The sequence below is a fragment of the Corynebacterium sp. LK2590 genome (genome assembly GCF_040946105.1).
Classification (GTDB): domain Bacteria; phylum Actinomycetota; class Actinomycetes; order Mycobacteriales; family Mycobacteriaceae; genus Corynebacterium.
The window spans coordinates 247,157-272,759 of sequence record NZ_JAYWMH010000002.1 but is presented as its reverse complement, the minus strand read 5'-3'; the positions used below and the strand labels follow the sequence as shown (position 1 = coordinate 272,759).

The following is a 25,603-nucleotide window of genomic DNA, read 5'->3' as shown; positions in this document are numbered from 1 at the left end:
GGTGATTAAATACGGGATTCGCGCTAATATTTACTTCATAACCCCGTGAATTTTCTAGAAGCCTCATTTCCCGAGAGTCTTCTTAAGATCCCGCTAAACCAAGGAGCCTGATCGATGCGAATAGCATTGTTTTCCACCTGCATTGGCGACGCCCTTTTCCCGGACGCTCACAAAGCCACTGCCCTCATCCTTTCCCGCTTGGGCCACGAGGTGGTCTTCCCCGAGGAACAGACCTGCTGCGGGCAGATGCACGTCAACACCGGTTACCAGGAAGAAACGCTGGGCATGATCCGCACCTACGCGGATGCCTTCGCGGATCCTTCCATCGACTACGTGGTCTCCGCCTCCGGCTCCTGCGTCGGCGCCGTGCGCGAGCAGCACGTCAAGATTGCCGACCGCTTCGGTAACAAGGCGGATGTCGACGGCGCCAAGAAGGCCGCCGACAAGACTTACGACCTGCCGGAGTTCCTCGTCGACATCGCGCAGACCACCCAGCTGGGTGCCTTCTTCCCGCACCGCGTGACCTACCACTCCTCCTGCCACGGCCTGCGCTTTCTGAAGCTGGCGGATCGCCCGTACCAGCTGCTGAAGAACGTCGAGGGCATGGAGCTGGTCCCGCTCGAAAACGCCGAGGAGTGCTGCGGCTTCGGCGGTACCTTCTCGCTGAAGAACCCCGAGGTCTCCCAGGCCATGGTCACGGACAAGACCCGCCACATTAAGGACACCCGCGCCGAGTACGTCACCGGCGGCGACTCCTCCTGCCTGATGAACATCGCCGGCGCCCTCTCGCGCCAGCAGGCCGGCATCCGCGCCGTCCACATGGCAGAAATCCTCGCCTCGACCAAGGAACACCCGTGGACGCCGAAGTCCGCAGCTTACTCGAAGGAGAAGATGCTCTAATGGCTGTTTTCACCGACACTACCCCGCCCCGTGCCCCCGAAAACTACGGCAACCTGCGCGGCGACCGCGGCTTCGTCGCCGCCGCCCACGACGGCCTGAACAACGCCACCCAGCGCCGCAACCTGGAGCACGCCACCACCACCATCCGCAACAAGCGCGCCCACGCCGTGGAAGAAACCCCGGACTGGGAGGAGCTGCGTTCGGCCGGTTCCGCGCTGAAGGAGGACGTGGCCGCCCGCATGCCGGAGCTGCTGGAGCAGTTCGAAGAGGCAGTGACTGCCCGCGGCGGCATCGTCCACTGGGCCCGCGACGCCAAGGAAGCCAACGAGATCATCACGCAGCTCATCCAGGACACGGGTGAGACCGACGTGGTCAAGGTCAAGTCCATGGCCACCCAGGAGATCGGCCTGAACGAGCACCTCGAAGAGGCCGGCATCAGCGCCCGCGAGACCGACCTGGCCGAGCTCATCGTCCAGCTGGGCGAGGACAAGCCCTCCCACATCCTGGTCCCGGCCATTCACCGCAACCGCGCCGAGATCCGCGACATCTTCGTCCGGCAGATGCCGAACACGGACGAGTCCCTGCCGGCCAACCCGCCGGAGCTGGCCGAGGCCTCCCGTAAGTTCCTGCGCGAGCAGTTCATGAAGGCCAAGGTGGCTATCTCCGGCGCCAACTTCGGCGTGGCCGAAAACGGCGTTATCAACATCGTCGAGTCCGAGGGCAACGGCCGCATGTGCGTGACCCTGCCGGAGACCCTGATTACGGTCATGGGTATCGAGAAGCTCGTGCCGAGCTTCCAGGACCTCGAGGTCTTCCTGCAGCTGCTGCCGCGCTCCTCCACCGCCGAGCGCATGAACCCGTACACCTCGATGTGGACGGGCGTGACCGAGGGCGACGGCCCGCAGAACTTCCACCTGGTCCTGCTGGACAACGGCCGCACCGCCGCCCTGTCGAACCCGGTCGGTTCCCAGGCGCTCAAGTGCATCCGCTGCTCGGCCTGCCTGAACGTCTGCCCGGTCTACGAGCGCGCCGGCGGCCACGCCTACGGCTCGGTCTACCCGGGCCCGATCGGCATCTCGCTGACCCCGCAGCTGACCGGTATGAAGGATCACCACGACCCGTCGGCTTCTCTGCCCTACGCCTGCTCCCTGTGCGGGCGCTGCGACGAGGTCTGCCCGGTCAAGATCCCGCTGTCCCAGGTCATTCTGGAAAACCGTTACCAGAAGGTCACCCACGCCACCCCGCCGGTCGAGTCCAAGCTCTTCGACCTGGTGGAGTTCGTCTGGGCCAAGCCGAAGGTCTGGAACACGCTGACCCGCCTGGTCGCCTTCGGCCGCGTGCTCGGCGGCTTCAACGGCACCATCGACAGCCTGCCGCTGTTCATGTCGGGTTGGTCGGAAGGCCGCGACACCGCAGTGCCGCCGAAGAAGTCCTTCCGCCAGTGGTTCGAATCCGATGAGGCCCATGACCTACTGGCCCAGGCCCGCGAGGAAGGCCTGCCCGCCGCCGCTGTCCAGTCCCCGGACCAGGGCACTGAGAAGGAGAACTAAGTCATGACCCGTACCGCTGAACAATCCCGCGCGGCCAAGAAGGAAATCCTGTCGCGCATCCGCTCCGCCCAGAAGTCCGCGGGCCTGGCCGACCACGTGGACGTCCCGCGCGACTACCAGCGCGACCGCCAGGTCGCCCCGGACGAGCTGCGCGACCTGCTGGTCGACCGCCTGGTGGACTACAAGGCCGACGTACACGTCACCGACGCCGCCGAGCTGCCGGCCACCCTGGCCAAGATTCTGGCGGATAAGGACTGCCACGATATCCGCTACGCCCCGGGCATGGATACCGCGCTTTTCGCCGAGTTCGACGGGGAGGCCAAGCCGGATTCCAACGACGTGGACCCGCGCACCCTCAACGAGGTCGACGCCGTCGTGACGGAATCCCACGTTACGGCTGCCCAGACCGGCACGATCTCGCTGGAGGCCGGTGAGACCAACGGCCGCCGCGCGCTGACCTTGGTCCCGGACCGCCACGTGTGCATCGTCCGCCAGGAAAACATTGTCTACGGCGTGCCGGAGATGGTCTCCCTCATGAACCCGGAGCACCCGGCGACCTGGATTTCGGGCCCGTCGGCGACCTCCGATATCGAGCTCTCCCGCGTGGAGGGCGTGCACGGGCCGCGCGACCTGATCGTCGTCATCGTGAAGTAGCGCTGTCCCGCCCCGTGGGGCCGGCGGTGCCAGAGTTGTCAGTTGTGGCGACCTAGGGCACCCGCCGGCCCCCTTTTTATTGGGGAAGGATGCAGGCCGGGGGCAACGGCGATAATGTAAAAACACTCAAACCCTACGGTTTCCGTTATTTTCAATTTCTTTACTGACTCAGTTCCTAGGAGAATCAGGTGCTACGACCTTCTCAGAAACGCCCGGCCCGGGCCGCTGCTTCCATCCTGGCAGCGCTCGGGGTGGCTTGCAGCCTCGCCGTCGGCCCGGCGGTAGCCCAAGAAGCCCAGAACGCCGCCCCGCAGATCCAGTGGGAGGACTGCCCCGAGCAGGTCACCGAGGACAACGCCGAGTGCGGCCGTATCGATGTCCCCACGTACTACGACAACCCGTCAGCCGGCACCATCAGCGTCGGCTTCCTGCGCGTGCCGGCCGCCAACCCGCAGGCCAAGCGCGGCGTGCTCTTCGGCAACCCGGGCGGCCCGGGTGGGGACGGCTACTCCTACTTCGGCAGCGAGCAGTTCGCCTGGCCCGAGGGAATTACCAACGAGTGGGACCGCGTGGCGGTCCAGCCGCGCGGCCTGCCGGGTTCCACCCCGGTGGAGTGCACCCAGCCGGGCGGCAGCGACCTCGACGCCGCCACCCGCGCCGGCGCCTATATCCGCAATTCTTGCGAGAAGTCCACGCCCGGCTACACCAACTCCCTGACCACCGAGAACACCGCCCGCGACTGGGAGATGGTGCGCCAGGCCCTGGGTGAGGACCGGATTTCCATCATGGGGCTAAGCTACGGCACCCTGCTGGGCTCTACCTACGCCACCTTCTATCCCGAGCACACCGACAAGGTAGTGCTGGACTCGGCCATGAGCCCCGGCCGCGCGTGGAACGGCACCCTGGCCGACCAGCAGGCCGGCTACGAGAACGCGCTGCACGATTTCTTCGACTACGTCGCGGCTAACGATGCCACCTACCACCTGGGCACCACTCCCCTGAAGGCCTACGAAGCGTGGTCGCGCAAGGTAGCCCGCGAGGCCGGCGTGCGCCCGACGGTGCTGCCGCCGAACGCCAAGATCGGCGACCTGCCCCCGGGGCTGGAGTTTTCCAGCCAACCGGCGGCCAACATCATGACCGCGACCGGTGAGCTGCGCGTCCAGGCCGAGTTCCTGGGTGACAAGATCCGCAACCCGCAGGCCTCCCAGATCAACTCGAATACCCTGATGCTCACCCGCCTACTCGTGCCTTCGGCCGTCAGCTGGGAGGCGCTGGCTAAGCACATCGCCGGCATCGAGGACCTGGGCGGGCCCCAGGATCCGGAGCAGGCCCGCAAGGCGCTCGAGGCGCAAACCCAGGCCCAGTCCATGCAGAACCTCGTCCTGTGCAACGAGAACTCCTTCCGGGCCAACCCGGGCCTGGTCCCGTCCTACGCGTGGTCGGCATTCGTCACCCAGGACCCTTTCACGATGGCTAGCTCCCTGTACGGCTCCGGCATCGCCTGCAGCGGCCGCGGGCCGGTGACCACCGTCCCGGCGCTAAACGGCGCGGGGCTGGAGCACCGCCCGCTGCAGATCAACGCCACCGGCGACCCGCAGACCCCGTACCAGTTCCACGGCGATATGGCCGGCCAGATGGGCTCCCACGTCGTGACCGTCCACGGCCCGGGCCACGGCCACGTCGCCTCCGGCAACGCGGCTGTCGACGAGATCGTGGTGGACTATCTGCGCACCGGGACCAGCGACGTTAACGAAGCGCCGGGGCTGATTTAACACTGACTAGCCCGATGGGTTAGAATTTCATCATTGTCGTTCCAACGAGCGGCAATGGTGAAAATGTCTCCGTAGCTCAGCGGATTAGAGCATCGGTTTCCGGTACCGAAGGTCGCAGGTTCGATCCCTGTCGGGGACACCACAAAACAAGGGCCCGCACCCAGACAAAGTTCTGGGTGCGGGCCCTTTGTACTGCGACTAATCATCCTCCCGCGGGGTCGGCCGCCACATGGCGACCTCCGGCGGGTCGGCCAGCTTGTCGCCGGCGACCTCGATCGGGCCGAGCTCCACGAAGCCCAGGGAGCGGTACAGCGCCGCGGACTTCGGCGTGGAGGCCTCCAGGTAGACCGGGGCATCGCCGGCGCGGCGCAGGCCGTGCTTGAGCATCGTGGAGCCAATCCCCTTGCCCTGGACGCTGGAGCTCACCGCGATGGCGAAGAGGTACCAGTGGGCAAACCCCGGGTGGGCGCTGGCGGTGCGCGCCTCCCGCCGGGCTACGAAAGGCACCGCGCGGCGGAAGAGGTTGATGTACTTCGGCAGCAGCGCCATGAACTTGGGCGTCGACATCTGCTTATTGGGACGCGCCCACAGGCCCACGCCGACGATTTCGCCGTTGTCGATGGCCAGGTCCACCTCCCCGTTGGGGAAATAGTGACCGTAGACCTGGATTTCATAAATGGCGCGGGCAAAGTCCACGTTGTTGTACTGGCCGCCCGTGTGCGCCATGATGGAGCGCACCGCGCGGTCCTGGGCGAAGGTGTGGGCCAGGACCTCGATGGCGGCGGGAAGCTCGTCTTCGCGCGCGGGTCGAATCTCTACATCTGCTGACTTATTATTCATATCCCCCAATCTAACACCGCAGATGCAAAAAGCTCCCTGACCACCTAGGTCAGGGAGCTTAAGAAAGCCAATGCGGGATTAGAAAAGCTCCATCGGGCCCGGCTCCAGGGCGAGCATGCCGATCATCAGCAGGCCCATGACGACGATCATGATGATGCCCATCGGGATCCACTCCAGGATGACCTTGCCAACGCCGTCACCGCGGTCGCGAGCTTCTGCCTCGCGCTTTTCCTGCTCCAAACGAGAAGTCATTACTTCGCTTCCTTTCGACTCCACTGGCCGTGACCGGCCCGATTCCACCGCTATCTTAGCAGTATCCACGTACTAGTTTCGACTTTGCCCGGCGGGTGCTACACCCTTCCAGGCTAGGCCTCGGGATCGACGCCTTCCTCCAGCGCCGCGACGAATTCCTCGCGCGCGCTAAACAGCGCCTCGACGTCGGCCTCCGCGCCGCTAATCCACAGGCCCGTCGCCGCGTCGAAGGTCAGCGCCTCGTCGGGGTGCGCCTCCAACAGCTTTTCCATGATCTCGGCCTGCTCGGCGGTCGGCTCCCCGTCCGGGAATTGTTCCGGATCGCCTAAGGCGGCGGATTCTTCCGGGAAGGCGGTGAGGTGGTACTGCTCGTATTGCTTGTTCGGTTGCTCGAACAACTCTTGGCCCATCATGGCCTTTACTCTACCTTCTCGCCCAGGCGGGCATCGGGGACGAACCCGGGTTGGCCGGGGATGTTGTCGACGGCGAGTACGCCCTCACAGAAGCGCCGCAGGGCGGCGCGGTCCGCGTCCGACAGGTGGTCGAAGACCAGGCGGCGGACGGATTCCACGTGGGCCGGCGCGGCGCGCTCCAGGCGGCGGCGCCCCTCGTCGGTGAGCTCGATGAGCACGCCGCGGGCATCGCCAGCGCACTTGCCCTTCGTGACCAGGCCGCGTTTGGACATCCGGTTGACCTGGTGGGAGGCCCGGGAGCGATCCCAGCCCAGGTTCTTGCACAGATCGCGCAGCCGCAGTGCCTCGCCATCGGCCTCGGAGAGCGGGACCAGGATGGAAAAATCTGCCAGAGAAAGATCGCTGCCGTAGAGCAGGGAGTCTTCCATGCCCCGGTCGATCTTCCGCATGGAGTCTAGGAGCATTCGCCAGAGGTCCTGCTCGCCATCGTCAAGCCAACGCGTTTGCTTAGTCATAGACTCAACGTACCCTATCCCACCTCCGAGTTAACAGCCCGCTGCAGCGGAGACATCCGGCCCTTCCTCGGCTACGCTCGCCAGTAAACGCCGCACGACGTCGGCCTCCCCGGGCGCAAGCCGATCGAAAATCGTACGCTGCAGCTGCGCGGTATAGGCCGGAACGGCGCGCCCCAGCTCCTCCTTGCCGTCCTCGGTTATCCGGGCGCGCACCGCCCGCCGGTCGTTACCGTCAGTCGATTTGCTGACCAGGCCGCGCCGCGACATGCGCGAGATTTGCTTAGAGACCCGCGGGTGCGCCCAGTCCAGCGCCTCGCTCAGTTCTTTCAAGCGCAGCGTATACCCGGGTGCCCGCGCCAGCGCCGCCAAGAGGTGGAACTCGGTCCGCGTCAGCGAGCCGCACGACTCCAGCGCCTGGTCCAGCTTCGCCTCGACGCGCTGGGCGGCCAGGTTCATCAGCTCCCACAGGCGCTGTTCTTCCGGGGCGAGCCAGCCGTGGTAGACAGACTGCCGCGCAGCTTCCTCCGCCTGCTGCCCGGCCTGCTCCATTGTCCTAGTCCGCCCGCTTGAGGTCTTCGATATCTAGTTCCAGCTTTCCCGGCACGCGCGAATAGCGCTGCGGCATGCAGGTCAACACGATGACCTGGGCGCGTTTGCCTACCTCGCTAAACAGCGTGGACATCAGCTGGATGCGCTCGGAGTCCGTCGAGCCCAGCGCGTCGTCGATGACCACCGGCACCGGCCGGGCCCCGGCCTCATCCCCGCCGCCCGCGGATTCCTCCACCAGCTCCGCGATGGCGAACCGCGTCAGGATGGCCAGCTGCTCGCGGGCGCCGCCGGAGAGCTCGCCCAAATCAATGGTGACGTCGTCCTGGGTGCGCTGGGTGACTTCGAGTTTTTCGTTCAGCTGGAATTCGACGTCGCCGCCGTAGACTCGGCGGGCCAGGCGGCTGAGCCGATCGGCGAACGGCGCCGAGTACTTGCGGCGGGCCTCCTCGCGGTGCCGTAGGAGCACCTCGCGCAGGTATTTCACGGCCTTAGCGCGCCGGTCCAACGAATCGAAGCGGTCCTGGGCGTTCTCGAACTGGGCCTGGGCCTTCTCCGCGCGCTCGGCGCTGCCCTGGTCCCGCTCGATATAGCCGGTAAGCGTAGCGATGGTCCGGTCGGCCTGCGACCAAGTCTCCTCGAGCGACTTCAGGTGAGCTTGGGCGCCGGCATGCAGTTGCTCCGCGCGTTCCGGATCCGCAGCATTCATCTCAGCCTGCGCCTTAGCGCGCGCTGCCTGGGCGGCCGCCAGTCTTTCTTGGGCGGCCTCCACCGCCTGCTCGAGTTCCTCGTCGCCGCGGTGCCCACGGGCGCGCGCCAGGGATTGTTCGGCGCGCTCGACAGCCTCCTGCAAGCTGTCCACCTTGACTTGGCTGCGCAGCAACTTCTCCGAGAGGTTGAGTTCCTCCTCGCGCGCGACGGCCGCGGCGGCTTCCTCCTGCTCGGTTTGGGCCTGCTCCTCCGCTTCCTCAGCCGCAGCCAGGGTGGCGGCGGCGGTGTCGACGTCGGGCAATTCCTCTGTCTGTTCGCCTTCGAAAAATTCCTGCAGCGCGCGGTGCTCGGCTCGCAGTTGCTCGATGTCGTCGCCGGCGGCGAGCGTATCCAACTCGTGGCGCAGTCGCTCCGCCCGCTGGTCCTGCTCGACCTGCTCCTCCCGCAGACCGCGGGCTTCCGCCGCCCCGTCGCAGCCGAGAGATTCCAACAGATCCTCCAAGCGGCGCTTCGCGTGGGCGTATTCCTCCCGCGCAGAGCGGACGCTCTCCCCCATCTGGCCGGCGGCGAACCGGGCCGACAGCGTGCCAATGACCAGTTCGGTGCCGTCTGCGACGGGGACTTCGAGCTCTTCGCCTCCCGCCTCTAGGGCATAGGACTGCCCGTCAACGGTAATCTCCTCGCCGGATGCGGAGCTAAAAAACAGCTTCGACTGGGCGGCTTCCTGCAGACGCTGGTGCAGCTGCACGTCTTGGGCCAGCTGGTCGATGTCCGCTAGCTGTTTCTCGGTGACCGTGTGCTCGCGCGCGGCGATTTCCTGGCGCACCGCCCCCAGCTTTTCGGAGACTTCGTCGATGCGGCCCAGCAGGCTGTCCAGCTTGGCCAAGCGGTTTCTATCCACGACGAGCTTGTGGGCACCCGCGGCGTCCTTGCGCCGCTGCCGCGCGTCCGAAACGACCTTGGCCGCCTCCGCGGCCCGCTGGCGCACCTGCTCGAGGCGCTGATCTGCCTCGGCGGCCTGCTGTACGACCGGGGCGAGATCCTCCCGCGCCGCCTGCAGCTGCTCCTGGTTGCGTTTGAGGTCCTCGACCAGCTCCTGGCGGCCGCGCAGATCTTCGCCCGCGCGCTGATGGGATTCCTGGGCTTGGACGAAGTCCTTGTCCTTGGCCTGGAAGGCCGCGCGCGCTTGCTGGGCCGCGGTCAGCTCGGCCGTGCGTTGCTCGAGCTCGCTTCGGGCGGAGCCTTGCTCCTGCGCAGCCTGCTCGCGCCGGTCGACCGCCCGCTCGTAGTCACGCACGTAGCCTTCCAGCTCCGTGAGCTCCCGCTGCGCCTGCTCCGCCGCGTCCTGGGCGGCCGATAACTCGTTGCCCGCGCGCTTGTACTCGCCGGTGGGCTCGCCCTTCTTGCCGGTGAAATAGCGCTTGTATTCTTCTTCCACCCTGTCCATCAGGCCGGAGTCGTGGCCCTCGCTGAGGGCCTGGCTGCCGGAGCTTTGCTCCAGGGCGTTGCGCAGGGAGGAGATGCCGACGGCTTCGACCGCCGCGCCCAAGTCGTCCTGCTTGAGAAACAGGGCGTCTAAGAGGTCGTCGTCGAGGTGCTCGTCCAGAATTTCCTTGAGGCGAGCATCCGCGGCGCGGCCGGTGTGGTTTTCCGGGCGCGGCGAGAAAACGGTCAGCTCCGCGGCCTGCTTTCTGAACCACCGCTTGAAGATCCGGAAGCGGTACGGCCCCACGGTAGCCTCCAGGGTGATTTCGGGCGAGGCGTCCTTGCCCACCGGGCGCAGGACGCCCACCGTGTTCTTTGCGTGGGAGCTGTGCGCCTGCTTGAGGACCACGCCGATGGCCTCGACCAGGGTGGACTTGCCGGCCTCGTTGTCGCCGTGGATGACCACCACGCCCTGATCCGGAAGGTCCTCCAGCTTCAGGTGTTCGACGGCGCGCACATTGCGCAGCTCGAGAGAGTGAATCCGCATTAATTAGCCCCTTTCCGCGCGTCCGGCGAGGAAAGCCGGAACAACAAATTCGCCGCGTCCCGGGCCACCGGATCCGCGTCCATGTCCGTGATGATTTCTTCCAGCGCCCCGGCCGCGAAACCGCTTAACTCCAGGTCCGCGAGCTCCTCCTCCGAGGGGGCGAGGTGGAGGTCCATGGTCCGGGCGCGCTCGCGCAGGTCGGCGAAGACTGGCTCCAGAGCCTCCAACTCGTGCTGCAGGCGCTGAGTGTCCTGGATGCCCAGGGTGCCCTGCAGGCCGTACTTGATGACGGTGCGGTCCTTGTGCGGGTAGGCCTTGAGCCTTTCGAGGAAGTGATCCACGTCCTGGCTGGTGGTCAGCTCGGCGCTCAAGGCCTCGAAGCGCCACTCGCCCAGCTGGTGCTCTTCCACGGTTACCGAGGCCTGCCCCGCGGCGGTCTTCTCGATGGTCACGGCCAGGGCCTTGCCCGAGTTGTTCTCGCCGGCGTCGCTTTCCACCTCGTGGAAGGCGGTGGTTTCCGGCGCCCCGGAAAACCACACCGCCCCGGTGCTGCCCAGGGGCATGGCCGAGTGGGTATCCCCCAGCGCGAGGTAGTCGATGGCCCCGGCGCGGATCTTTTCCTCGACCAGGGCGAGGTCGATCAGCTCGGCGTCCTCTTCTGAGGTGCGAGATTCGACCTGCCCGTGCCCGACGGCCACCCGGATGGTGTCGGTAGGCTCTAGGGGCTCGAGGGCGGCCGCGACCAGATCGTAATTGGAACGCTTCGACAGGTACGGGGCCCCGACGAGCTCGACGCCGTCCGCGACCGGGATGGGCTCCGAGTCCGCGATGACGTGGATTCCTTCGGCCTGGGTGCGAAAGAAGATCGAGTCCGCCACCAGCGGATCGTGGTTGCCGGGCAGCAGGTAGACCGGCACGTCCAGGTTGGCCAGCGCCTCCCGGGCGCGACCGGTGGTCTGCGGCGACAGGGAGTTATGTTCGAAGACGTCCCCGGCTACGACGATGAACTCGGCGCCCACTTCGGCGGCGAGCTTTCCCAATTTGTCAATGCTGGCCAGCCGGGCCGCGTTAAAGCGGGCCTGGCCGTCGCTTCCGAGGAAACCACGCTCCATCCCTATCTGCAGGTCGGAGGTGTGGATGAACGTCGTTGAAGTCATACCCCATGTCTAACACAGCCACCGGACACATGCCCGAAGCTATTATCGAACACCCGTTTAATCCCCTAGCGGGTGGTCAGGTGGTGGTACATGTCCTCGATATCGGAGAGCGAGCGCAGCAAGTCCACGTTGGTGTGCGAGACCGCCCGCATGGCCTTGCGCAGCAAATCCGGGTCGGAATCCTCCAGCGCCGGGGCGACCTTCGGCCGCGGCAGGTCCGGCAGCTGGCGGCCCTTCCAGAACAGGTCGTTGCGCTCGTCGTTGGTCAGGCCGGCATCGTTAGCCAAGGCGTCCTGGGACGCGGCCTGCGATTCTTCCAGGACCGCCTGTTCCAGGGACAGGAAGTTCAGGCCGCGGAAGGCGAAGACCACCGACGCGTCGGCGTCGATACGACTGGCCAGGCGATCGGCCACCGCCACCACGTGCTTGCAGACCGGGGTAGAATCCGGACAGGAGCAGCTCAGCCGCAGGTCGTCGGCCGTGGGGGCAAAAAGCAGGTCGAGGACCTCCTCGCTTAGGTGCCCCTCGTGGGCGTTGCGCAGGGCGTTCGGGGTGCGCGCCAGCAGCTCATTAATGCGCGCTAGGTCGTCGTTGGAGCGGTACGGCAGCTGAATGAGGACCGTGAAGGGCTCGTTTTGGGAGCCGGCGACCCGGCCGTGGATGGCGCCGTTGCGCACGTCGAGGCCCACCACGTGCCCGGCGCGCGCGTACTGGCGCCCGCGGGTCAGGCGGCCGTCGTCGGTGGCCTTGCTGATAACGGACCAGACGCGCTGGGCCGCCGGAGACAACACGGGCCCGGTAGCCCCGCTGCGGGTGACCTTGTTGGTCTCCTCCGCGGAGGTCACGCGCTTGCGGGTCCCGAAGTTCGCGTAGATGACATTGTCTTTAGACACGCTCATGACCGACTCCTCCTACTCTCTGCCCCGGTAGCTCATCAGGGAGGCCAGCTGCTCCGGATCCAGCTCGGTGAGCCAGCCTTCGCCCTCGCCGACGACGGAGCCGGCCAGGGTGGTCTTGCCGTCCAGGATATCCTGGATGCTCTCCTCCAGGGTGCCGGCGGTGATCATCTTGTAGACCTGGACGTTTTTGCGCTGGCCGATGCGGAAGGCGCGGTCCGTGGCCTGGTTTTCCACCGCCGGGTTCCACCAGCGGTCCATGTGCACCACGACGTTGGCGGCGGTCAGGTTCAGGCCCGTGCCGCCGGCCTTCAGCGACAGGATCATCGCCGGCGGTCCGTCCGGATCCTGGAAGTCCTCGACCATCTGATCGCGCTTGTTCTTGGTGACCCCGCCGTGCAGGAACGGGATATCGCGCCCCAACTGCTCGCTCAGGTAGGGCTGCAAGATATCGCCGAAGGCGCGGTACTGGGTAAACACCAGCAGGCGTTCGCCGGCCTGGATCGACTCGTCGACGATCCGCATCAGCTCGGCGACCTTGCCGGAGCGGTGCTTGCCCTTAATGGTCACGGGCGAGCCGTCGCCCAGGAAGTGGGCCGGGTGGTTGCAGATCTGCTTGATGCGGGTCAGCGAGGAGAGCACCAGCCCGCGGCGGGCCATGCCCTGGCGCTGCTCGAGTTGGACCTGGACGTCGTCCACGAAGGCCTTGTAGAGCGAGGCCTGCTCGGCGGTCATGGATACGGTGAGGATCTGCTCGGACTTCTCCGGCAGGTCGTCGATGATCTTCGGGTCCGTCTTCAGCCGGCGCATGATAAACGGCGCGGTGAGTAGGCGCAGGCGCTCGGTCATGGTGGGGTCCTGCTCCCGCTCGATGGCCTTGGCGAAGTGGTTGCGGAAGAAGCTGGTAGACCCCAGGATGCCGGGGTTGCAGAAGTCCAGGATGGAGCGCATCTCCGACAGGCGGTTTTCCACCGGCGTGCCGGTCAGCGCAATGCGGTGGCGCGACGGCAGGGAGCGCACCGCCCGGGAGCTGCGGGTCGCGGAGTTCTTGATCGCCTGCGCCTCGTCCAGCACGACGCGGTCCCACTCGGCTAGGCCGAGCTGCTTGAAATCGCGCCCGACGGTGCCGTAGGAGGTAATGACCAAGTCGGCATCGGCAGCTGCGGTCAGCAGCGCCTTGTCCTTTAAGCGGCCGGAGCCGTGCTGGACCAAGACCGTGAAATCCGGGACGAAGCGCGCGGCCTCCCGCGCCCAGTTGCCCACCACGGAAGTCGGCGCGACCACCAGCGTCGGGCCGAGTTCCTTGCCTTCCTCAGCGGCCTTGTCCTTTTCCACGGCCAGCAGGGTCAGCAGCTGCAGGGTCTTGCCCAGGCCCATGTCGTCGGCCAGCACGGCGCCGATGTTGTTCTGCGACATCCAGTAGAGCCAGTCGACGCCGCGGCGCTGGTATTCGCGCAGCTCCGCGTGCACGGTATCCGGCACCGCGACGCGCTGCGGGGCGACGGTGTCCATGCCGCCCAGCAGGCTGTTGAACCACTTGGAGCCGGTGAACTCGATCGGTTCGTTGGCCATGGATTCCAGGGCCAGCTGGCGCAGCTCGGCGATGGTCACCTCGCCGAACTCGTCCGTGTCCTTGTCGGCCTGGTTGAACTCGGCCAGCTGGCGTTCCACGTCCGCGACCAGCTGCTCCCAGCCCGGCGTCTCCAGCACCCGGGCGCGCTCGGCTTCTTTGGCGGCCGCCTCCAGCTGCTTCTTCCGGCGCTTGTAGGCGGTCTGGTTGAGCTTATCCATGTAGTCGGTAATACGGCTAAGCGCCTGCGTATCCGCCATGACCCACTCGCCGCGCAGGCGGATGAGCCCCGACTTGGAGTTGACCAGCTCCTCCATTTCCTGTTCGCTCAGCTGCACGTCGCCGACGGAGATATGCCAGTCGTATTCGACCAGTTTCTCCAGGCCCACCTGCGACTTGGTGGCCGCCACGGCCGGGTCGGTGACCTCGCGGGTCTCCAGCTGGGCCTTGGTCTCCGCCTGCGCCCAGGCCTTGGGCAGCATCACCGTGAAGCCGGCGGCCTTGAGCGCGGAGACGTCGCTGCCGATGAACTGCACCAGCGCGTCCGTACTCAGGTAGACGTCCCAGTCCCCGGCGTTGTCGTACCAGCGGGGTGCCGGCCGCGAGGAGCTGGGGTTGAGCGCCGGGGCGATGCCGATGGCGCGGCGCTGCGAGTCGCGCAGCTTCTCCACCGAACGGGCGTCGAGCTGGTCGACGCGGATGGGCTGCGGCGAGTCTGTACCGGAACGCACCCGCAGGCGCACCGGCCACACCGCCTGGGAAGGATCCAGAGAGGTCTCCTCCTCCCCGGGTTCCTCGACGATGATGACCAGCTGCAGATCGACCGAGGCGATCGAATCCTTCCACTCGTTGAGGCCCCGCAGCAGCTGCGCCCGGCCCCGCTTGATGGGCGAGGTGGTCAGCATGGCCTGCGCGAAATCGTGCCAGGGGTACGGCCGCGGCGTGTGGAGCAGGTCTTTGAGCTCCATGAAGGCGATCCAGTGGGTGAGCTCGTCGATGAGATCGTCCGACAGCGATCGGTTGTTGATGGTCAAGATCCCCGGCGCCGCGGCGATCATCTCCGCCAGCCAGCCGCGCTCCCCCAGCCCGGCGGCCAGCTGCCACATGGGGAACCACTCGCCCGCCTGGTAGGACAGGCGGATGGTCACACGCCCGGCGCGCACGAACTTGGTCAGCCCGCGGTAGGTCCGGATGAGCCAATAGAGATCGGGGGCAATGGAGGCGCGTTGTTCGGCGGTGGCCGCCGGGGTCCGCTCGTCCAGGAAGGACAGCTGGGACAGCGCGACGATGGCGTCCTGCGGGCCGAACATAGCCATCGGCGCCATGAGCGAGACGTCCTTGCCCTTCGGCGTGCGCAGGGAGACACGGGCCCGGTTGCGGAAAGACTTCTTGGCAAGCAGGCTCTCGACCGCTTCTGGAAAGGTCCCTTCCGGCACGGAGGCGGGCGTGACAATCTTGTGCCCCTCCACCTGTTCGACCCACAGGCTAAACCCAGACACAGGCAGCCAGAGGCCGTGCAGAAGGTATCCAGACATGCCGAATAGTCTAACACCGATGGCCGACACGCGACTTTTTCTGCCTGCGTCAAAGATTGCTCTCCCCGACCCGTCCGACCCTGCCGGCCGGCCGCCTAGGCCGCTGGCCAGCGTGGATGCCTACCCTCCTTTGAGGGGAGGAAACGGCGCTTTTTCGCGCAAACGACGCCGGAACGCCTGTCACCTGGGATTGTTACCGTCTCGTTATAAACAGTGGTGAACCTCCTCATTGCTTCACAAAAGCCTGCCACGCACCTGTGACGCCGTGTTTCATAGCTTGGGCAGTTCTGTGAGTCTCGTTACCCTTGTTATGTTCCGCAGGTCATATTCCCACGGCACCACCTGGGAAAAGACTCTGTAGGCAACCGTTATTTCCCGCCCCTGGGCCGCTTGAGCTTTATCGCGCCCGGGCGGCGCACTGTTTTTACACATCAATTACTGCAAGGAGCCTTCGTGGATACCTCAACCTGGTATGTCATCGCGATCATTATTTATCTGTTCGCGATGCTCGCCATCGGTTACTGGAGCTACAAGCAAACCGATCAATACGACGACTACGTTCTGGGCGGCCGTGGGCTGCACCCCTTCGTAGCGGCCCTGTCTGCGGGCGCCTCTGATATGTCCGGCTGGCTGCTCATGGGCCTGCCCGGCGCCCTCTTCCTGACCGGCATGTCCGAGGTCTGGATCGCCATCGGCCTGACCTGCGGCGCCTGGGCTAACTGGAAGTGGGTTGCCCCGCGTCTGCGCGCCTACTCGGAGGTGGCCGGGAACTCCATCACCATCCCGTCCTTCTTCGAAAACCGCCTGCGCGACAAGTCCCGCCTGCTGCGGATTATCGCCGCGCTGGTCATCATCTTCTTCTTCACCTTCTACGTCTCCTCCGGCATGGTCTCCGGCGGCCGCTATTTCGAGTCCACCTTCGGCGGCGACTACCTGACCGGCATGCTGATCATCGCCGCGGTCACCGTCGCCTACACCTTCGTCGGCGGCTTCCTCGCCGTGTCCTACACGGACGTCGTCCAGGGCCTGCTGATGTTCTGCTCGCTCATCATCGTGCCGGTCATGGCCATCATCTCCCTGGATAACCCGTCGGACATCTTCTCCTTCGCCGCAGAGAACCCCTACGCCACCAACGGCGTGCTGGAGAACCCGAACTACTTCTCCCTCGTCTCCGGCGTGACCGCCGGCGTGGTTATCGGCAATATCGCCTGGGGCCTGGGCTACTTCGGTCAGCCGCACGTCATCGTGCGCTTCATGGCACTGCGCAAGCCCTCCGATGCCCGCCAGGGCCGTTTCTACGGGGTGACCTGGATGGGCCTGTCCGTGCTCGGCGCCATCTTCGTGGCACTGTCCGCCACGGTCTTTTTCACCCAGAACGACTACTCCATCACGGACCAGGAGAACTACGAGACCGTCTTCCTGGACATGGCGCAGGTCATGTTCCACCCGCTGCCGGCCGGCCTGGTGCTGACCGCGGTTCTGGCCGCCATCATGTCCACCATGTCCTCCCAGCTGCTGGTCGTGGCCAGCTCGCTCATCGAGGACCTGTGGAAGATCTTCTCCAAGAAGAACCTCTCCGAGGATCTGCTCATCAACCTGTCGCGTACCGCGGTCGTGGCCGTGGCCGTCGTGGCCGCCCTGCTGGCCATCAACCCGTCGGATTCCATCCTGGGTCTGGTCGGCTTCGCCTGGGCCGGCTTCGGTGCCGCCTTCGGCCCGCTGGTCCTGCTGTCCCTGTACTGGAAGCGACTCAACTCCACCGGCGCCATCGCCGGCATGATTGTCGGTGCACTGACCACCATCATCTGGGGCAACGTCCCGGCGCTGACCGAGACCATCTACGAGATCGTCCCGGGCTTCGCCCTCTCGCTCCTCGTGACCGTCGTGGTCTCCCTGGCGACCAAGCAGCCGCCCAAGGAGGTCCAGGACGAGTTCGCCCAGGTCGAGGACCTGGTCAAGATCGTCTCCAAGGACGACGAGATGGCCTTCGAGGACGCTGCCAAGCAGGTCAAGGACTAGTTCCGCCTAGCCCGCACGGCGCCCTCCTAAGATAAGAAAAATCCCGCCTTCCCCGCCGCGTTCTTGCGCGGTCCGGGAGGCGGGTTTTTGCTTGCCGATGCCCCGTGGCGTCTACAGGAACATCAGGATGGCGATAACAACCCACAGCAGGTTGAAGATGCCGCTGAACATGGCCAGCTGCTTCTTGTCCTTGGCGAAATCGGTGGTGCCCTCACCGGCTAGGGCGGCCATGGCCTTCTTCTGGCGCGGGATGATGAGGAAGAACAGCAGCGCCCAGGCGATAATCGCCAGCAGGATGGACGCGTGGAACTGCCCCTGGGTGCCGTAGGTGGACATATCCATCAGGAAGACGGCGATACCCAAAATCGGCACGATCGCGGAGATATAGCCGTAGGAATTAGTGATGTTGTGCAGGGTACGCGTGGCGCCAAGCGCCTTGTCGTCGCCCTCGGCGGCCTTCAGCATCTGCGGGCCGAACTGCGACGTCGCCACGGTGACCGGGCCCAACAGCAAAATCGCGGCAATCACGTGCGCGGCGATGAACAAAGAAGTCATAAAAGTTGCTCCAGAACCTTTCTCACGGGTTTTTGCGACGGCTAAGTAAAAGCGCCGCTCATAGGAAAATCACCGTGCATGGGACACGGCTTCCGCAGTTAACCCTATCGTTAATTCGGGTCAAATGATCAACCGGCACTGCGCCCGCATGACCTTTACGTCCCGCCGCGGCAGGGGCAGGCCGTATTTCGCGGCGACGGCCGCCAGCCGCCGCACGTACCAGCAACGCTGCCCCACCGCCGGCGGCAGCCACCGGGCCGGCAGGTCGTCGGACTTGTCGCGGTTGACCTCGTCCCGGGTCACCACCAGGTTGAGCGGATCATTAGCGAAATCCTGCCGCCGCTGCGCCGACCAGCTGTGCGCGCCCAGATCCCACGCGGCAGAGAGCGGGAAGACGTGGTCTACCTCCACCGGGACGTCGCCGCGGCGCAGGGGCACCTCCTCCCCGGCGTAGGGGTCGTAGAGGCTGCCGCGGCTAATCCCGCACGCCCCGCTGCGGCGCAGCTGCATGGCCTGTTCCATAATGGCGACCTCCCGGGTGGTGCACGCCGAGCTTGGGGCCGGGCCCCACCCGGCGCCGAAGGCCTCGCGCTCGTAGCCCAGCACGCGCTGGCGCTGCTCGACCGGCTCCACCCGCTCCAGGCTGGCGCCCAGTTCTGGGAGACCGTCGTCTTCCTCCGGCTGTAGGTAAGGGGCCACCTGCCCGCAGAGATAGAGCAGGGTGCACAGACAAAGAAACCACAGGAAGCGTTGGCGCATGCCTTTATAGACTGCGCCAGGTTTCCTGTGGTTCCTTAGCTGGCTTAGGGCCGGTCAGCGCACTAGTCGCGCCAGCGGCCGCGACCGCCCTTGTCGCCCCGGCGGCCACCCTCGCGGCGGCGGCCCCCGCGGTTATCGCGGTTGTCGCGGTTATCGTCGCGGTGGAAGCCGCGGCGCGGCGGGCGCCCAGTGTCCTTCTGGATGTTGATGAGCTGCCCGGAAATACGGGTGTCCTTCAACCGATCCAGCACGGCCGGGTCCAAGTTCTTCGGCAGGTCGACCAAGGTGTGGCCCACCGCGATGGTGATACGGCCGAAGTCCTTCGACGACAGGCCGCCCTCGTTGGCGATGGCGCCCACGATGGCACCCGGGCGGACGTTCTGGCGCTTGCCGACGTCCAGGCGGTAGGTCTCGAAGTCGCCGTCCGGGCGCTTCGGCCCGCGGTCGCGGTCCCGGTCGCGATCCCTAAAGCGGCCGCCGCGCTTGTCGCCGCGGTCGCCACGATCGTCGCGGCGGAAGCGCTCCTTGTCGCGCTTGTCCTTCTTGCTCACCGGCTGTTCCTTCATCAGGAAGTCGGAGCCGGCCTGCAGCTGCACGGCCAGGGAAGCGGCGATGTCGTCCATGCCGACGTTGTTGACCTCGGAGTACTTGCGGACCAGGCCGCGGAAGAGCTCCATCTGCTTGTCGCCCAGGGTCTCCGTGATGGACTGCGCGAACTTCTCCTTGCGCTTGACGTTGACCTCGTCGACGGTCGGCAGCTCCATCTCCTCCAGGCGGGCGTTGGTCACCCGCTCGATGGAGCGCAGCATGCGCCGCTCGCGCGGGGTGACGAACAGGATGGCCTCGCCGGTGCGGCCGGCACGGCCGGTGCGGCCGATGCGGTGCACGTAAGACTCGGTGTCGTTCGGGATGTCGTAGTTGACCACGTGGGTGATGCGCTCGACGTCCAGGCCGCGGGCGGCCACGTCGGTAGCCACCAGGATGTCCAGGCGGCCGTCCTTGAGCTGATCCACGGTGCGCTCGCGCTGGTTCTGCGCGATGTCGCCGTTGATGGCGGCGGCGGAATAGCCGGCATCGGACAGCTTTTCGGCGACCTCTTCGGTCTCGTGCTTGGTCCGGCAGAAGACGATGATGGCGTCGTAGTCCGTGACCTCGAGGATCCGGGTGAACGCGTCCATCTTCGCGCGGTGCGGGGTCAGCAGGAAGCGCTGCTTGATGTTGTCGTTGGTGCGGCGCTCGGACTTGACGGTCACCTCGGCCGGGTTATCCAGGTACTGCTTGGACAGGCGGCGGATGCTGTTGGGCATGGTGGCCGAGAACAGCGCGACCTGTTTGTTGTCCGGGGTGTCTTCCAGGATGCGCTCGACGTCTTCCTGGAAGCCCATGTTCAGCATCTCGTCGGCCTCGTCGAGGACCAGGAAGCGCAGCTGGGACAGGTCCAGCGAGCCCTTCTCCAGGTGGTCGATGACACGGCCCGGGGTGCCGACGATGATCTGGGCGCCGCGGCGCAGGCCGGACAGCTGGATGCCGTAGGCCTGACCGCCGTAGATCGGCAGGACCTCGATGTTGCCCAGGTGATCCGCGAAGGACTGGAAGGAATCGGCAACCTGCAGGGCCAGCTCGCGCGTCGGCGCGAGCACGAGGGCCTGCGGGTGGCGGGCCTGCTCGTCGATGCGGGCGAGGATCGGCAGCGCGAAGGCCGCCGTCTTGCCGGTACCGGTCTGGGCGAGGCCGACCACGTCGCGGCCTTCCATCAAGATCGGGATGGTTTCCGCTTGGATTGGCGAAGGGGTGGTGAAACCAACGCTGGCCACGGCGTCAAGCACTTCGCTTGGCAGGCCTAGGCCGTCAAACCCCTGGGAGTTGTCTTTGGCCGAATCCTGGGATTCGGCGCCGGCGCCCTCAGAAGCTTGCGCAGCCCCGGTGTTCTTCGCAGCCTCTGCTGCCACACCTTGCGCGTTGTCCTGAGATTCCGACTGTTGAGAAAATTCTTCCGGCTCGTTGACGCCGCCGGTGGCGTTATCGGTAATGCTCATTGCCCGCCCAACATTACGCTAATGGGCGGGCAAACACCATTGGGGCAAGCCCCCGGCGCGTTGCCGCCGGTGGGGCTAGTTATTCTCGGCGGCCAATTCCCCGCCGACATAGGTGCGCCACGTGGCCGGCATGCCCGGGCGGTACGCCAGATTAATGGCGTTTTCCGCGGTCAGGACGTGCAAGTCCGCGGCCGCGCCGACCACCAGCTGGCCCTTGGCCGGGCGACCGGCGGCGTCCTTGCCTCCCGAGACCGCCTGCCGGCGCAGCGCCTTCGCCCCGCCCAGGGTGGCCGCGGCGATGGCCTCGTCCAGGCTTAGGTGCTGCTGGAGCACCGCCGTGGTCACGCAGAAATTCATCGAGGAGGTGTAGCTGGTGCCCGGGTTCAGGTTGGAGGCAATCGCGACGGTCACGCCAGCGTCGATGAGCTTACGGCCCGGCGCGAGCGGCTGCCGGGTGGACAGATCGCAGGCCGGCAGCATGGTCGCGACGGTCTCCGAATCCGCCAGGCGCGCAATATCGTCGTCGCTTAGGTAGTTGACGTGGTCGACGGAGGCGGCGCCGAGCTCGACGGCCAGCGCCACGCCCGGGCCCTCCCCCAGCTGGTTGCCGTGCACGCGCAGGCCCAGCCCGGCGTCGCGGCCGGCCTCCAGGACCCGGCGGGACTGTTCCTCGTTGAAGGCGCCGCGCTCGCAGAAGACGTCGATCCAGCCGGCATAGGGCGCAACCTTATCTAGCATCGGCCCGACGACCTGCTCGACGTAGGCCTCGGCCTCCTGCCCCGGCGGCACCAGGTGCGCGCCGAGGAAGGTCACTTCGTCGACGTACTGGCTAGCCACCCGGGCGGCCTCGACCTCAGAATCCACGTCCAGGCCGTAGCCGGTCTTGGTCTCGAACGTCGTGGTGCCGCCCGCGTGCCCGGCGGCCACGCGCTCGCGGACCAACTGGCTCAGCCGCTCCGCGCCGGCCGAGCGGGTGGCCTCCATGGTCACCGCGATTCCGCCGGCCGCGTAGTCGCCGCCGGCCATCCGGGCCTCGAATTCCTCGGCGCGGTTGCCGTCGAAGACCATGTGGGTGTGGGAGTCCACCCAGCCGGGCAGCACGGCCCGCCCGCCCAGGTCGACGGTCTCGGCGTCTGCGTATTCTCCGGGCAACTCGGCCGCGGGGCCGACCCAGGCGATGGTGCCGGCGTCGTCAGCCACCAGCGCGGCGTCGGTAATGGTGCCAGCTTCGGCTACCGTGCGGAGCTCGGAAATATTGCGGAATACCTTGGTCATGCGTCATACCTTTCTGGAACGGGCGTGGTCGGCAAAGGGAACGGGGCTTTATACCTAGTCGCGGGCCTTGAACTCCATCGGGATGCGCACCCCGCGCTCCTCGGCGACTTCCTGGGCCCGAGTGTAGCCCGCGTCCACGTGGCGGATAACGCCCATGCCCGGGTCGTTGGTGAGCACCGAGCGCAGCTTGGCGGCGGCCAGCTCGGTGCCGTCGGCGACGCTGACCTGGCCGGCGTGGATGGAGCGGCCCATCCCGACGCCGCCGCCGTGGTGGATGGAAACCCAGGTCGCGCCGGAGGACACGGCGGTCATGGCGTTGAGCAGCGGCCAGTCGGCCACGGCATCGGTGCCGTCCAGCATGGCCTCGGTCTCGCGGTACGGCGAGGCGACGGAACCGGAGTCCAGGTGGTCGCGGCCGATAACGATCGGCGCGGAGATCTTGCCCTCGGCGACGAGCTCGTTAAACCGCAGGCCGGCCTTGTGGCGCTCGTTGTAGCCCAGCCAGCAAATGCGCGCCGGCAGGCCCTCGAACTCGACGTATTCCTCGGCAGCATCCAGCCAGTTGTGCAGGTGCTCGTTGTCCGGGAAGAGCTCCTTAAGCGCCTGGTCGGTGACCTTGATGTCTTCCGGGTCGCCGGACAGCGCGGCCCAACGGAACGGCCCCAGGCCCTCGCAGAACAGCGGGCGGATATAGGCCGGGACGAAGCCCGGGAACTCGAAGGCGCGGGTGTAGCCGGCGTGGCGGGCCTCGTCGCGGATGGAGTTGCCGTAGTCGAAGACCTCGGCGCCGGCGTCCTGGAATTCGACCATGGCCTGGACCTGGCGGGCCATGGACTCGCGGGACTTCTTGGTGAAGGTGGTCGGGTCGGCCTGGGCCTCGGTGTGCCAGTCCGCCACGGTGATCTCGGTGGGCAGGTAGCTGAGCGGATCGTGGGCGGAGGTCTGGTCGGTGACCACGTCCACCGTCAGCTCGCCGGCCTGCTGGCGGCGGAGGATCTCGGGGAAGACCTCCGCGGCGTTGCCAACCAGGCCCACGGACAGGGCGCGCTTTTCTTCCTTGGCGGCCAGGGTCAGCTTGAGGGCCTCGTCCAGGTCGGTGACTACCTCGTCGAGGTAGCGCTTGGACTGGCGGCGCTTGAGGCGGGTCTCGTCCACATCCACGATGAGGCACACGCCGCCGTTCAAGGTCACGGCCAGCGGCTGGGCGCCGCCCATGCCGCCGCAGCCGCCGGTCAGGGTCAGCGTGCCGGCGAGCGTGCCGTCGAAGCGCTTGTGGGCCACGGCCGCGAAGGTCTCGTAGGTGCCCTGCAGGATGCCCTGGGTGGCGATGTAGATCCAGGACCCGGCGGTCATCTGGCCGTACATCATCAGGCCCTCGGCCTCCAGCTCGCGGAAGTGCTCCCAGTTGGCCCAGTCGCCGACCAGGTTGGAGTTAGCAATCAGCACGCGCGGGGCCCACTCGTTGGTCTTAAACACGCCGACCGGCTTGCCGGACTGCACCAGCAGGGTCTCGTCCGCCTCGAGGTCGCGCAGCGTGTCGACGATGGCGTCGAAGGCTTCCCAGCTGCGGGCGGCCTTGCCGGTGCCGCCGTAGACGACCAGGCCCTCGGGGCGCTCAGCGACCTCCGGGTCCAGGTTGTTCATCAACATACGCAGCGGGGCCTCGGTGGCCCAGGACTTGGCGCTGATTTCGGTCCCGCGCGGCGCGCGGATTTCACGAGCTTCCGACATTAACTAATCCTTCCTCAAAGCAATTCCGGCGGCAGGTCAGCACGCGCTTGTCGATGCTGCCTCGCCGCCCTGGGGCGTTGGGGACCGGTGTCCCTGGGCTGTCTCCCCGACTACCCCGAAGCGGGCAGGCGGCATCGCGCGCATGCACGGTGGTGGCTCACCTCAAGCTGGGATGTGCGCCACCTCGTGCCGTGCATCAAAAGTAACCCGCGTCATAGTAAAAAGTCCCGCGCCTGAGGGGTGGTCTGTCTCAGATACGGGACTATGCAGGCTGGGTGCCGTTTATTGCAGTTTTCCGACGGCGGATTCCGCGGCGCGCAGGAAGGTAGCATCCCGCACCATCTGGACCGCCTGCTCGATTTCCGGCGCCAGGTAGCGGTCCGGTCCTACCCCCGGAACCCGTTCCCTAAGCGCCGCCACGACGGCGGCCACCCCGTCCCCCGGCGCGCCGTCGCGCAGGTCGATGCCACGCGCCGCGGTCAGGATTTCAATCGCCACCACGCGCTGCGCGCCATCGATGCCGCGCCGCAGCTTCCGGGCCGCCGACCAGCCCATGGAGACGTGGTCTTCCTGCATGGCCGACGAGGGGATCGAATCAGCCGACGCCGGGGCCGCCAGCCGCTTCAACTCGCTGACGATGCCGGCCTGCGTGTATTGGGCAATCATGTGGCCGGAGTCCACGCCCGGGTCGGCCGCCACGAACGCCGGCAGGCCGCGGTTGCGCGCCACGTCTAGGAAGCGATCCGTGCGCCGCTCCGAGATGGAGGCGAGATCCGCGAGCACGATAGCCAGGAAATCGAGCACATAGGCCACGGGGGCGCCGTGGAAATTGCCGTTGGAGACCACCCGCCCGTCCAGCGCGACCACGGGGTTGTCCACGGCCGCCGCCAACTCGTTGACGGCAACCTGGCGGGCGTGCTCCAGCGTGTCCCGGAAGCCGCCGGCCACCTGCGGGGCGCACCGCACCGAGTAGGCGTCCTGCACGTGCGACTGGGCGAATTCGTCGTGCGCGGCGGAAAGGTTCTCCGAGCCCGCGGCCAGCGCGCGGATATTCGCCGCCGCGGCGGCCTGGCCGGGGTGCGGGCGCAGCTGCTGCAGGTCGTCGGCGAAGACGTCCAGGCTGCCCTGCAGGCCCTCCACCGTCAGCGCAGTCGCGATGTCCGCCTGCCTAGCCAGCGCCTCCAGGTCTGCGATAGCCAGGCACAGCTGCCCCAGCATGCCGTCGGTGCCGTTGATAAGGGCCAGGCCCTCCTTCTCCCGCAGCTGCAGCGGCTCGATCCCGGCACGTTCCAGCGCGGCGGCCGCCGGCTGCCGCTTGCCCTCCACGCGGACCTCGCCTTCGCCCAGCAGCGCCAGCGCGCAGTGGGCCAGCGGGGCCAAGTCGCCGGAGCAGCCCAGGGAGCCGTATTCGTAGACCACCGGGACAATCCCGGCGTTGAGCGCGGCCGCGTATGTCTCCACCACCACCGGCCGCACGCCGGTCCGGCCCGTGCACAGCGTGGACAGGCGCAGCAGCATCAGCGCGCGGATGACCTCTTCTTCGACCTCTGGCCCCGAGCCGGCCGCGTGGGAGCGCACCAGCGACAGCTGCAGCTGCGCGCGCTTGTCGGCGGGGATATGCCGGCGGGCCAGCGCTCCGAACCCCGTCGAGATCCCGTAGACCGGCGTGTCAGAGGCCGCCAGATCCTCCACCCGCTGCCGGGTCGCTGAGACCTCGTCGAGCGCTTCCGGCGCCACCGTCACGCGGGCACCGTGGCGCGCGACCGCCACGACTTCGGCGATGCTCAGACCGCCGATCCCGATTTCCACTTCCTGGATTTCCCCCGCCTGGTGCGCGGTCTTGTCAGCCTTAAACTCAGCCATGGTCAGTTGTCTCCTTCTCGTAGCCTGGCCGGTTCCCAGCGTTGTGCGCTGCGGAACGCTACTTTCAGACACTAACTCCAAT

General features: G+C 66.6%; 20 protein-coding genes and 1 tRNA gene. 6 read left to right on the top strand and 15 right to left on the bottom strand.

Going from position 1 to position 25,603, the window contains the following annotated elements; all coding sequences use genetic code 11:
* Positions 1-114 precede the first annotated feature (114 nt).
* The 5 genes from VVR85_RS03930 to VVR85_RS03910 all read left to right on the top strand — a co-directional run bounded on the left by VVR85_RS03930 (position 115) and on the right by VVR85_RS03910 (position 5,018).
* Positions 115-900, top strand: coding sequence for a (Fe-S)-binding protein (locus VVR85_RS03930; protein WP_368519648.1), 786 nt, complete (start codon positions 115-117; stop codon positions 898-900).
* A complete protein-coding gene (locus VVR85_RS03925) occupies positions 900-2,450 on the top strand; it encodes a lactate utilization protein B (protein WP_368519647.1) in 1,551 nt (516 codons plus the stop codon). Before VVR85_RS03930 ends, VVR85_RS03925 begins: the two co-directional genes overlap by 1 nt.
* A 3-nt stretch (positions 2,451-2,453) precedes the next feature.
* Positions 2,454-3,104 carry a lactate utilization protein C gene (locus VVR85_RS03920; protein WP_368519646.1) on the top strand — a complete coding sequence of 217 codons (651 nt, stop codon included), beginning with the start codon at positions 2,454-2,456 and terminating at the stop codon, positions 3,102-3,104.
* A 188-nt stretch (positions 3,105-3,292) separates the two neighbouring features.
* On the top strand, positions 3,293-4,876 hold the full coding sequence (locus VVR85_RS03915; protein ID WP_409338173.1) for an alpha/beta hydrolase: 1,584 nt from the start codon (positions 3,293-3,295) through the stop codon (positions 4,874-4,876).
* A gap of 65 nt (positions 4,877-4,941) precedes the next feature.
* Positions 4,942-5,018, top strand: a tRNA-Arg gene (locus VVR85_RS03910).
* 56 nt (positions 5,019-5,074) lie between these two features.
* Here VVR85_RS03910 and VVR85_RS03905 read toward each other — a convergent pair.
* The 9 genes from VVR85_RS03905 to VVR85_RS03865 all read right to left on the bottom strand — a co-directional run bounded on the left by VVR85_RS03905 (position 5,075) and on the right by VVR85_RS03865 (position 15,283).
* Positions 5,075-5,716: an N-acetyltransferase family protein gene (locus VVR85_RS03905; protein WP_368519645.1), complete on the bottom strand. Its 642-nt coding sequence runs from the start codon at positions 5,714-5,716 to the stop codon at positions 5,075-5,077.
* A gap of 78 nt (positions 5,717-5,794) precedes the next feature.
* The gene (locus tag VVR85_RS03900) at positions 5,795-5,968 is read right to left on the bottom strand and encodes a hypothetical protein (protein WP_368519644.1); all 174 of its coding nucleotides are present in this window, start codon (positions 5,966-5,968) and stop codon (positions 5,795-5,797) included.
* A 113-nt stretch (positions 5,969-6,081) separates the two neighbouring features.
* A complete protein-coding gene (locus VVR85_RS03895; protein WP_368519643.1) occupies positions 6,082-6,381 on the bottom strand; it encodes a molecular chaperone GrpE in 300 nt (99 codons plus the stop codon).
* Positions 6,382-6,386: 5 nt separating this feature from the next.
* Positions 6,387-6,896, bottom strand: a complete 510-nt coding sequence (locus VVR85_RS03890) for a MarR family winged helix-turn-helix transcriptional regulator (RefSeq protein WP_368519642.1) — start codon at positions 6,894-6,896, stop codon at positions 6,387-6,389.
* A 30-nt stretch (positions 6,897-6,926) separates the two neighbouring features.
* Positions 6,927-7,445, bottom strand: coding sequence for a MarR family winged helix-turn-helix transcriptional regulator (locus tag VVR85_RS03885; RefSeq protein WP_368519641.1), 519 nt, complete (start codon positions 7,443-7,445; stop codon positions 6,927-6,929).
* Positions 7,446-7,449: 4 nt separating this feature from the next.
* Entirely contained in the window at positions 7,450-10,125 is a 2,676-nt protein-coding gene (locus tag VVR85_RS03880; protein WP_368519640.1) for an AAA family ATPase, read from the bottom strand.
* Entirely contained in the window at positions 10,125-11,282 is a 1,158-nt protein-coding gene (locus tag VVR85_RS03875; RefSeq protein ID WP_368519639.1) for an exonuclease SbcCD subunit D, read from the bottom strand. The genes VVR85_RS03880 and VVR85_RS03875 overlap by 1 nt, the downstream gene beginning before the upstream one ends.
* A gap of 65 nt (positions 11,283-11,347) precedes the next feature.
* Complete coding sequence (locus tag VVR85_RS03870; protein WP_368519638.1) at positions 11,348-12,181, bottom strand: hypothetical protein; 834 nt, start codon at positions 12,179-12,181, stop codon at positions 11,348-11,350.
* 12 nt (positions 12,182-12,193) lie between these two features.
* Positions 12,194-15,283 carry a DEAD/DEAH box helicase gene (locus VVR85_RS03865; RefSeq protein ID WP_368519637.1) on the bottom strand — a complete coding sequence of 1,030 codons (3,090 nt, stop codon included), beginning with the start codon at positions 15,281-15,283 and terminating at the stop codon, positions 12,194-12,196.
* Between the two features lie 453 nt (positions 15,284-15,736).
* On the opposite strand from VVR85_RS03865, the gene putP reads away from it, so the two are divergent.
* A complete protein-coding gene (gene putP / locus VVR85_RS03860) occupies positions 15,737-17,302 on the top strand; it encodes a sodium/proline symporter PutP (RefSeq protein ID WP_368519636.1) in 1,566 nt (521 codons plus the stop codon).
* A 111-nt stretch (positions 17,303-17,413) separates the two neighbouring features.
* Here putP and VVR85_RS03855 read toward each other — a convergent pair whose 3' ends face one another.
* The 6 genes from VVR85_RS03855 to hutH form a co-directional block, all read right to left on the bottom strand.
* Positions 17,414-17,857 carry a DUF2269 domain-containing protein gene (locus VVR85_RS03855; protein WP_368519635.1) on the bottom strand — a complete coding sequence of 148 codons (444 nt, stop codon included), beginning with the start codon at positions 17,855-17,857 and terminating at the stop codon, positions 17,414-17,416.
* 120 nt (positions 17,858-17,977) lie between these two features.
* Positions 17,978-18,556: an HNH endonuclease family protein gene (locus VVR85_RS03850; protein WP_368519634.1), complete on the bottom strand. Its 579-nt coding sequence runs from the start codon at positions 18,554-18,556 to the stop codon at positions 17,978-17,980.
* 122 nt (positions 18,557-18,678) lie between these two features.
* Complete coding sequence (locus VVR85_RS03845; RefSeq protein ID WP_368519633.1) at positions 18,679-20,652, bottom strand: DEAD/DEAH box helicase; 1,974 nt, start codon at positions 20,650-20,652, stop codon at positions 18,679-18,681.
* Positions 20,653-20,727: 75 nt separating this feature from the next.
* A complete protein-coding gene (hutI, locus tag VVR85_RS03840) occupies positions 20,728-21,927 on the bottom strand; it encodes an imidazolonepropionase (RefSeq protein WP_368519632.1) in 1,200 nt (399 codons plus the stop codon).
* A gap of 54 nt (positions 21,928-21,981) precedes the next feature.
* Complete coding sequence (locus VVR85_RS03835) at positions 21,982-23,658, bottom strand: urocanate hydratase (RefSeq protein WP_368519631.1); 1,677 nt, start codon at positions 23,656-23,658, stop codon at positions 21,982-21,984.
* 282 nt (positions 23,659-23,940) lie between these two features.
* Positions 23,941-25,521, bottom strand: a complete 1,581-nt coding sequence (hutH, locus tag VVR85_RS03830; protein ID WP_368519630.1) for a histidine ammonia-lyase — start codon at positions 25,519-25,521, stop codon at positions 23,941-23,943.
* Between the last annotated feature and the right edge of the window lie 82 nt (positions 25,522-25,603).

Excerpts from the sequence above, each read along its gene's own strand:
- VVR85_RS03930 (WP_368519648.1), top strand. The coding sequence starts at position 115 with ATGCGAATAGCATTGTTTTCCACCTGCATTGGCGACGCCCTTTTCCCG.
- VVR85_RS03925 (WP_368519647.1), top strand. The coding sequence starts at position 900 with ATGGCTGTTTTCACCGACACTACCCCGCCCCGTGCCCCCGAAAACTAC.
- VVR85_RS03920 (WP_368519646.1), top strand. The coding sequence starts at position 2,454 with ATGACCCGTACCGCTGAACAATCCCGCGCGGCCAAGAAGGAAATCCTG.
- VVR85_RS03905 (WP_368519645.1), bottom strand. The coding sequence starts at position 5,716 with ATGAATAATAAGTCAGCAGATGTAGAGATTCGACCCGCGCGCGAAGAC.
- VVR85_RS03900 (WP_368519644.1), bottom strand. The coding sequence starts at position 5,968 with ATGACTTCTCGTTTGGAGCAGGAAAAGCGCGAGGCAGAAGCTCGCGAC.
- VVR85_RS03895 (WP_368519643.1), bottom strand. The coding sequence starts at position 6,381 with ATGATGGGCCAAGAGTTGTTCGAGCAACCGAACAAGCAATACGAGCAG.
- VVR85_RS03890 (WP_368519642.1), bottom strand. The coding sequence starts at position 6,896 with ATGACTAAGCAAACGCGTTGGCTTGACGATGGCGAGCAGGACCTCTGG.
- VVR85_RS03885 (WP_368519641.1), bottom strand. The coding sequence starts at position 7,445 with ATGGAGCAGGCCGGGCAGCAGGCGGAGGAAGCTGCGCGGCAGTCTGTC.
- VVR85_RS03880 (WP_368519640.1), bottom strand. The coding sequence starts at position 10,125 with ATGCGGATTCACTCTCTCGAGCTGCGCAATGTGCGCGCCGTCGAACAC.
- VVR85_RS03875 (WP_368519639.1), bottom strand. The coding sequence starts at position 11,282 with ATGACTTCAACGACGTTCATCCACACCTCCGACCTGCAGATAGGGATG.
- VVR85_RS03870 (WP_368519638.1), bottom strand. The coding sequence starts at position 12,181 with ATGAGCGTGTCTAAAGACAATGTCATCTACGCGAACTTCGGGACCCGC.
- VVR85_RS03865 (WP_368519637.1), bottom strand. The coding sequence starts at position 15,283 with ATGTCTGGATACCTTCTGCACGGCCTCTGGCTGCCTGTGTCTGGGTTT.
- VVR85_RS03855 (WP_368519635.1), bottom strand. The coding sequence starts at position 17,857 with ATGACTTCTTTGTTCATCGCCGCGCACGTGATTGCCGCGATTTTGCTG.
- VVR85_RS03845 (WP_368519633.1), bottom strand. The coding sequence starts at position 20,652 with ATGAGCATTACCGATAACGCCACCGGCGGCGTCAACGAGCCGGAAGAA.
- hutI (WP_368519632.1), bottom strand. The coding sequence starts at position 21,927 with ATGACCAAGGTATTCCGCAATATTTCCGAGCTCCGCACGGTAGCCGAA.
- VVR85_RS03835 (WP_368519631.1), bottom strand. The coding sequence starts at position 23,658 with ATGTCGGAAGCTCGTGAAATCCGCGCGCCGCGCGGGACCGAAATCAGC.
- hutH (WP_368519630.1), bottom strand. The coding sequence starts at position 25,521 with ATGGCTGAGTTTAAGGCTGACAAGACCGCGCACCAGGCGGGGGAAATC.